This is a genomic window from Streptomyces sp. NPDC001348 (assembly GCF_053597535.1).
The window spans coordinates 1-1,027 of record NZ_JBSFIK010000096.1; the positions used below are offsets into that span (position 1 = coordinate 1).

The window sequence follows — 1,027 nt, forward strand, 5'->3', positions numbered from 1 at the left end:
ATGTGGCACTCGTCGCCACCGGAGGAGAAGTCACCGAAGTAGTCGACGACGTCCTCCGGCCACTGGTTCGCCTCCGCCAGCAGCACGGTGTCCGGATACTGGGCGTCGATCTCCTTGCGCACCCGCTGCAGGAACGCGTGGGTCGCCGGCAGGTTCTCGCAGTTGGTGCCCTCCTGCTGGTACAGGTACGGCACGGCGTCCAGCCGGAACCCGTCGATGCCGAGGTCCAGCCAGAACTTCAGCGCGGAGATCATCTCCTCCTGCACGGCCGGGTTCTCGTAGTTCAGGTCCGGCTGGTGCGAGAAGAAGCGGTGCCAGTAGTACTGCTTGCGCACCGGGTCGTACGTCCAGTTGGAGACCTCGGTGTCGACGAAGATGATCCGCGCGTCCTGGTACTGCTTGTCGTCGTCGGCCCAGACGTAGTAGTCGCCGTAGGGGCCCTCGGGGTCCCTTCTGGACTCCTGGAACCACGGGTGCTGGTCGCTGGTGTGGTTCATGACGAAGTCGATGATCACGCGCATCCCGCGCTGGTGGGCGGCGTCGACGAACTCCACGAAGTCGGCGAGGTCACCGAACTCCGGGAGCACGGCGGTGTAGTCGGAGACGTCGTAGCCGCCGTCGCGGAGCGGTGACTTGAAGAACGGCGGCAGCCACAGGCAGTCCACGCCCAGCCACTGCAGATAGTCCAGCTTGGCGGTCAGGCCCTTGAGGTCGCCGACCCCGTCCCCGTTGCTGTCCTGGAAGGAGCGGACGAGGACCTCGTAGAAGACGGCGCGCTTGAACCACTCCGGGTCACGGTCCTTGGCGGGAGTGTCTTCGAACTTGTCCGGAACAGGCTCGTTGACGATCATTTTGTGGGTGACCCTCCGGTCTGCGGGTTGGACGGTCGCAGGACGAAGACGTGCGCGGGTTTGCGGCCCGGTTCGAGGCGCACGTAGTTGGCCCTGCCCCAGTGGTAGGTCTCGCCGGTGAGCTCGTCACGCACCGGCACCGACTCGTGCCAGTCCAGGCCGAGTTGCGGCATGTC

Annotated in this window: 2 protein-coding genes; both read right to left on the bottom strand. The window is 65.4% G+C overall.

Going from position 1 to position 1,027, the window contains the following annotated elements; all coding sequences use genetic code 11:
* Positions 1-851: alpha-amylase family glycosyl hydrolase (locus ACWC21_RS41355; protein ID WP_450890006.1), on the bottom strand; the 851-nt coding region annotated here is incomplete at its 3' end.
* A partial coding sequence (locus ACWC21_RS41360) for an alpha-amylase (protein ID WP_450890008.1) occupies positions 848-1,027 on the bottom strand: 180 nt, incomplete at its 5' end. The genes ACWC21_RS41360 and ACWC21_RS41355, both read right to left, overlap by 4 nt.